This is a genomic window from Candidatus Hydrogenedentota bacterium, assembly GCA_018005585.1.
Lineage (GTDB): Bacteria > Hydrogenedentota > Hydrogenedentia > Hydrogenedentales > JAGMZX01 > JAGMZX01.
In genome coordinates this window covers 1-6,416 of sequence record JAGMZX010000012.1, presented here as the reverse complement: position 1 = coordinate 6,416, position 6,416 = coordinate 1, and the positions used below count along the sequence as shown (strand labels likewise).

Genomic DNA, 6,416 nt, shown 5'->3' with positions numbered 1-6,416 from the left:
AGCACGGGGATGAGCGCGCCGACGGCGGTGGCGGAGCCGGTGATCACGGCCTCGCGCATGGGCGAGGTGTGCGAGGGGCCGATCTGGAGTTCTTCGCGGACCATCTCGTCGAGCGCCTGTTCGGGCTTTTGCATAACTTGCGCGGCAAGGGCTTGGGCCTCTCCGGCGCGCATGCCCTTGGCCTCGTACATGAGCGCGAGTTCTTCCTGTTCGAGTTCGGGCATGAGCCGGATTTCCTCGCGCTCCATCGCGATCTCGTGCTCGTAGACTTCGCGCTCGCTTTTCGCCGCCAAGTAGCCGGACGAGCCCATCGACAGCGCGTCGGCCACGGTGCCCGCGATGCCGGAGAGCACGACGTGCGCCAGGGCGAAATCCGCGCCGAGCACGCCCGCCACGAGCCCGAAATTGGCCGTGAGCCCGTCGTTGAACCCGTAAACGACGTTGCGCAGGAACCCGCCGGACGCAATGTTGTGCCAGGCCTCGCCCGCGCCGCCGCCAAGTTCCTGGAGCGTGCGCGCGTGGTGCGCGGAGTCGCGCGCGAGCGTGAGCGCGGCGTCCTTGGCCGCGCCGGGCTGGCTGTCGCGGTGCAAGCCGAGATATATTTTCGTTTCCGCGCCTTCTTCGCGCAGGAGGATGCCAACGAGCGACGCGGGGCCGAACCAGCGGCCGAGGCGCGCCATGAGCCGCGCGCGCCGCGACGGCGGGCCGCACGACGCGTCCGCGCCATGTTCTTCGAGCGTTTTCCGCCAGAGCGCGACGTGTCTGTCCTCGACCAGGGCGAGCCGCTCGAAGATACCGCGGCGGTGCGCGTCCGTTTCGAGTTGCGCCAGTTCGCGATAGAGAAATGCGGCATCGACCTCCGACTGGAGGTGCTTCCGCCAGCGGACAGTTTCATGCGCGGTGGCAGTCATGGCAATTGGTCATCTCCGTGAAGAGGCGAGAAACAGGTCCGGAGTCCGGGATCATCGGGTTCTGCCCGGTATTCGTTCCGGAACGAACTCGTCGCGTTCAACAATAGCCCTATTCTATTATATGGTCTATCAAGTCTCAAGGGCGTCCACCGCGCCGGCCGCCGGGGAAACCCGTGGAAAGCACGGAAGCGGGGGGCGTTTCGGGCGGCGCGGCGCCGTTCGCGCGTGAATACGCCGCGCCGTTTCGCGTCCTGTGTATCGAGGCGCCAATGCAGGCGTCCTCGAGCGGAGCGGAACGCCATGAGAAACGCCACGAACGGCAACGGCATATGGGGGATCCTGGACCTGCCTTTCCACGTGTACCGGCTGACGGCGGGATTGTTTGAACTGCGCAGCCGCGCGGACACCGCCTTCGAAACCGTCGCCTCAGCGGACACGTTCGACTCCGACGGGGACGGGGCGCACGATGGAACTGCGATACTCGGAGACGGCCTCCGCGGCGCGGCGCGCTTCCCTTCGCGTGGCGCATAACCCGAACAGGGTTGAGCCGCTGCCGCTCATGGCGGCCGCGGCGCACCCGGCGTCGAGCAGGCGGGTCTTGATGCGTTCGAGGTGGGGAAAATCGTGGAATACCGGCGCTTCCATCCGGTTGAAGATGACGGGCGCGATGTCGCCGCTGGCCAGGCGGCGCAGACAGCGGCGGAAATGAGCGGTCTTCCCGGCGAAAACCGGCGCTTCGTTGCGCGTCAGTACGGGATGGTTGTAGGTACGGGCGGCGCTGACCGCCAGCGGAGGATGCACCAGCACGAACCAGACGGCGGCGATGGGCGGCAGGCGGAACAGTTCCTCGCCGCGCCGCGTGGCCGCCGCGGTTCCGCCCAGGGTGCAGTAGGGCACGTCCGACCCGAGTTCCAGCGCGAGCGCGCGCAGGCTGTCGGGCGCAATCCTCAAGTCCCATAGCGTATTGAGCGCGACGAGCGCCGCGGCGGCATTGCCGGACCCGCCGGCCAGCCCCGCGGCAATGGGAATACGTTTGGTGAGATGGATGCGCGCGCCGGCCTGCACGGCAAAGCGCTCCTGCAGCAACGCCGCCGCGCGGTAGACGAGATTCCCCTCGCCCGTGTCGAGGTCCGGGGTGCTGCATGTAATGGCGATGCGGCGCGGCTCCTCCGCGAAGGTCAGTTCATCGTACAGGTCCACGGTCTGGAAAATGGTCTCGATATTGTGATAACCGTCGCGCCGGCGTTTGAGTACGTCGAGATACAGATTGAGCTTCGCGTACGAGCGATACACCATTTCCGTAGACAAGCGTCCGTATCCTTATGAAACGCGGGTTCTAGTCCTTCTTGCTCCACAGCGCCGCCAGCACGAGGGCAAACCCGAGCAGCCCCGCCGCGACAAGGCCGATGATTCCGATGTGGGCCAAGGGCGGCGGGCTGGCGACCAGGAGGCTTGACCCGATGATCAAGCCGCCGCTCAGGAGGCCAAAGGCGATGCGGTTGCCGGCCCGCTCGAGCGCGCGCGGCAGGTCGGCCATGCGCGGGTCCTGGACCTGCATGCGGAAGTGACCGTGCCGCAACTGGCGGAAGAGATGGCTGAGGTCGTCGGGCACCTGCTGCGTCAGCCGGCGCACGGTCGAGGCGTTCTGCTGCAGTCCCTTGAGCAACTGCACGGGCCGGTACCGGCCGGCGACGAGGCGCTCGACATAGGGCTGCAGTATGGGGACGATATTCATATCGGGGTTGGCTTTGCGGCCCACGTGCTCGATGGTGGCCAGCGCCTTCAACAACAGCGAGAAACGCGGCGCCAGTTGGAGCCGGTGCGTGCGCAGGATTTCCGTGGCCCGTTCGAGTCCGAGCGCCACCTGGCCCCGGTCGATGATGGCGCGCGCCTCGAAGGCGATGAAATCCGCGATTTCGTGTTGCAGCCGTTCGGGGTCTTTCGGCTCGATGCCCGGCGTGAGCAGCATCAGCGCTTCGAGGCACTCAGCGGAATCCTGGCGCAACACGGCGAGCAGCAGGTCCGCGAGCACGGCCGTGTCCGCCTTCTCGAGGTGTCCGGCCATGCCGTAATCGAGCAGCGCGAAGCGGTTGTCCCGCATGATGAAGATGTTGCCCGGGTGCGGGTCCGCGTGGAACAGATGGTGTTCGAACACCATGTCGTACAGGATTTCGCAGCCGCGTTCCGCGAGCCTCTTGCGGTCGCAATTGCGCGCCTCGTACTCGTCGAAGCGGTCGATGCGCACACCGTCCACCCAGTCCATGGTCAGCACGGCCGACGCGCACAGTTCCGGATAGACCTTGGGGATGAAGACGTCCTCGTAGTCCGCGAAATTGCGCTGGAACTGCGCGATGATGCCCGCTTCGAGTTCAAAATCCAGTTCGCGGCGCACGCTGCGGGCGAATTCCTCGACGATCCCCGGCGCATCCAGCCAATCGAGGTCGTGCACATGCTCGTGGAGCCACGCCGCCACCACGCGCAGCAGGCCGATGTCCGCGTCTATGATTTGCATGACGCCGGGCCGCCGCACCTTCACCGCGACCGGTTCGCCCGTCTTTAGCAGGGCGCGGTACACCTGGCTGAGCGAGGCGGAGGCCACCGGCAGCTTCTCGAAGGACGCGAAGATCGCGTCGACCGGCGCGTCGAGGGCTTCCTGGATTACCGGGGCTATCGCCTCGTAGGGGAGCGGCGGCACCTCGTCCTGCAGCTTGCTGAGCTCCGCGGACATCTCATAACCGAAGAGGTCCGGGCGCGTGCTCATGACCTGACCCAGCTTGATGAAGCTCGGGCCGAGTTCCGTCAGCGCGGCGCGCAGGCGCACGCCGAACGTGGCCGGTTCGCCCGCGGGGGCTTCGAGCAGCTTCACGCGGCGCAGCAGCCGCGCGGGCAGGCTGCGATGGAAGCCCGCCCGGCGCAACAGGTCCGCGAAGCCGTGGCGCACGAGCACGTGCAGCACCTGGATCAGTCTTCTGGCGTTGCGCGTGCGGCGGCCTAATCCCAGATATCCGGCATACATGGCGTTTTTCCGCGTTCCCCGGGTCTTCGCGCGGGCGCACCGGGCACCGGGGCGGAGGCCGGCGCCCCTCTGAGACAGCAGCTTATACGATAGGCCCGTGCCCGCGCCACCCTGCGGACGGCGGCGCCGGCATCGCAAGCGCGCGGACGGTCAATTCCGCGCGAATTCCAGTTCGAAATCCGCCGCGCCGCTGCGCAGTTCAAAGGCAAGGCAATTGCCTTCCACCTTGCGGCGCACCGGATCGCCGCCCGCGCGGCCGCCGCGAAATGCCCAGCCCGCCGGCACGTTGACGTAGGCCGTGGCCGTGCCCTCGAAGGTGCCGCCGATGCGGCCCCGCAGCACGTTCTTCTGCGCATCCCATGTCAGGCCCGCCACATCCTTGAGGAACAGCCCCAGGTCGCCGCTCGCGCCCATGAAACTGGGCCGCTCTTGGACCGGTGTCACGCCGTAGAGGGTGAATTGCGCCGCGGCGGGCACCGGCTCGGCCTCGGTCGAGACCAGTGCGCCGTCCGAAGGCCGCCAAAGCGCCACGGGCCCGTTATCCGCCACGTCGAGGTCGGTCAGCTTCCACGCAGCGGCCCCGGGAAACGCCAGCACGGCGTCGCCGAGATAGCCGCTTTCCGCGCTGCTTGCGTGAATTTGCCACAGTTTCGGCCCCTGGGCCGCGAAATCCACGGGCCGCGCCGCAATCCGCTCCCCGGAGAGCACGGCGCGGAGAACAGCGCGCATATCGCCGCCGGGCCGCCCCACAAACTCGATGGGGCCCCGCCACAGGCGCATGGCCGTGGCGGTAGCCTCATTGGGCGCGCCGGCGCCCGCGTCGAACCGGACCGGCGCGGAGGAGACGGCATACTCGCCCATGCGGGTCGAGGCCGCGGCCGCGTCGAGCCAGGCGTCCAACTCCGCGGGCACCACGCCCGCGGAACTCGGGAACACCGGCAACCCGTCCGCCGCTTCCTCCGCTATCTGAAACGCGATGCGGTCGGCCTCGGCTCGCGTGAGGTTCAGTTGCGCGAGCACGGGGTCCGGCACGCCGGACGGCTGAATCACGAGGAAATGGAAGCCGGACTTCGCCAATTCGCGCAACCGGCCGATGGCCGCCGCGCGCGCCTCCGGGACCGCCGGGTTGACCCACGCCTGCCCTTCCGCCGAACGGACCGTCCAGCGGTCCTCCAATCCCTGCGCGGCGAGCGGGTCCACCGTGATGCCGGGCTTGGCTCCGGCGCCGCGCAAAGCCTCGGCGGCCTGCCCAATCCGTTTGGGATACCGAGGCCCGGCGCCCTCGAACGAGCCGGGCACGCGCTCCCACTGCGCGGGGATCAGCGCGTGCGTAACGCCCACGGGCGCCCACGCCTGCGCGGCACCGACCAGGTCGTCGAGGGAGGCATCGCCGGCCACGGTTGTCCAGGCGGGCGGCGCGGGGTCATTCCACTTTCCGCGGGGCACGTTGCTGAACGCCCACGAGTAGTACATATCGATGCGTGCGGGCACGGTAAGCGTGTGATTGAAGAAGATGGGCGGCACGAGCAGCGTCTCGCCCGGCTTGAGCGTCATGCCGGGGCTGTAGCTGCACGAGATGCTGCCCTGCCAGGCGTCGTTTTCAGAAACGAACGCGACGCCGGATTGCGCCTCGCTGAATGGCAGCACGCCGAACGCCAGGCACAGCGACCTGCTCGGGAAATGAAATATGGCGGCCAGCGCGGGCGTCTGGGGCGAATACACCGGCATGCCGCCGCGCACGTTGATGTGCCGCGCCTTGAAGCGCGTCTGGCCGTCCACGTTGGGCACGCCGCCCGGCCCGATGGTCAGCGGCAGCACGCGCGTGATGGTGATGGGCGCATCGCTTGTGTTCTGGATGGACAGTTCGATGAGCTTGAACGGGTATTCGTTCAGCGCCGCAATGCGGTGAATGAACGTGAGGCCGTGCTGCGGCTGGAAATGCACGTTATAGTGCGTGCCCTTGCCGAAGGGGCCTTCGAACGGCGTGCGGTCGGGCCGGCTGTTGTTCAGATTCCGCGAGTCGATCGAGACGCCGTCGGCCAGTTCAATCGAGAAATTCGCGCGCGCAAGCGCCCACGTCTTGTCCGGCAGCAGGAACCGGATTTCCGCGTTGTCATCGAAATAGAGCAACGCGCCATTGGGCCCGTCGAAGGTGTACCGGTCCCGCAGTTCCCACGTGGATTGATTCGGGTCCTGAATAGCCGCCGCCATGCCCGAAATCAGTGAAGGCACGGCCAGAAACACGACAAAGAAACGTTGCCCGGTCATATATTACCCTTCTTGTTGGATGGATGCTTCCGCTGATGTCTTCCAGACGTTCGCGCCCGCGTTTTTCTTCACGGGCGGGGACAGGAGAACCTGCCGGGCCGCTTCCCGCCGCTGCATCGCGCGGACGCAGACGTTCTTTCGCCGGGGGAGGCCCTGCCGCACATGTGTTTCAGGAATCAGCATTATACCTGTTCCGCGCCGGCCAAATAAACGAGTCACAT

4 protein-coding genes are annotated in these 6,416 nt (G+C 67.1%); all 4 read right to left on the bottom strand.

Annotation, left to right across the window (positions count from 1 at the left end; genetic code table 11):
• A partial coding sequence (locus KA184_03605) for a VIT1/CCC1 transporter family protein (GenBank protein MBP8128641.1) occupies nucleotides 1-911 on the bottom strand: 911 nt, incomplete at its 3' end.
• A gap of 426 nt (nucleotides 912-1,337) precedes the next feature.
• The gene (gene ispE / locus KA184_03600) at nucleotides 1,338-2,219 is read right to left on the bottom strand and encodes a 4-(cytidine 5'-diphospho)-2-C-methyl-D-erythritol kinase (protein ID MBP8128640.1); all 882 of its coding nucleotides are present in this window, start codon (nucleotides 2,217-2,219) and stop codon (nucleotides 1,338-1,340) included.
• 28 nt (nucleotides 2,220-2,247) lie between these two features.
• Nucleotides 2,248-3,927: a hypothetical protein gene (locus KA184_03595; protein ID MBP8128639.1), complete on the bottom strand. Its 1,680-nt coding sequence runs from the start codon at nucleotides 3,925-3,927 to the stop codon at nucleotides 2,248-2,250.
• Nucleotides 3,928-4,077: 150 nt separating this feature from the next.
• Nucleotides 4,078-6,195: a hypothetical protein gene (locus tag KA184_03590; protein MBP8128638.1), complete on the bottom strand. Its 2,118-nt coding sequence runs from the start codon at nucleotides 6,193-6,195 to the stop codon at nucleotides 4,078-4,080.
• Between the last annotated feature and the right edge of the window lie 221 nt (nucleotides 6,196-6,416).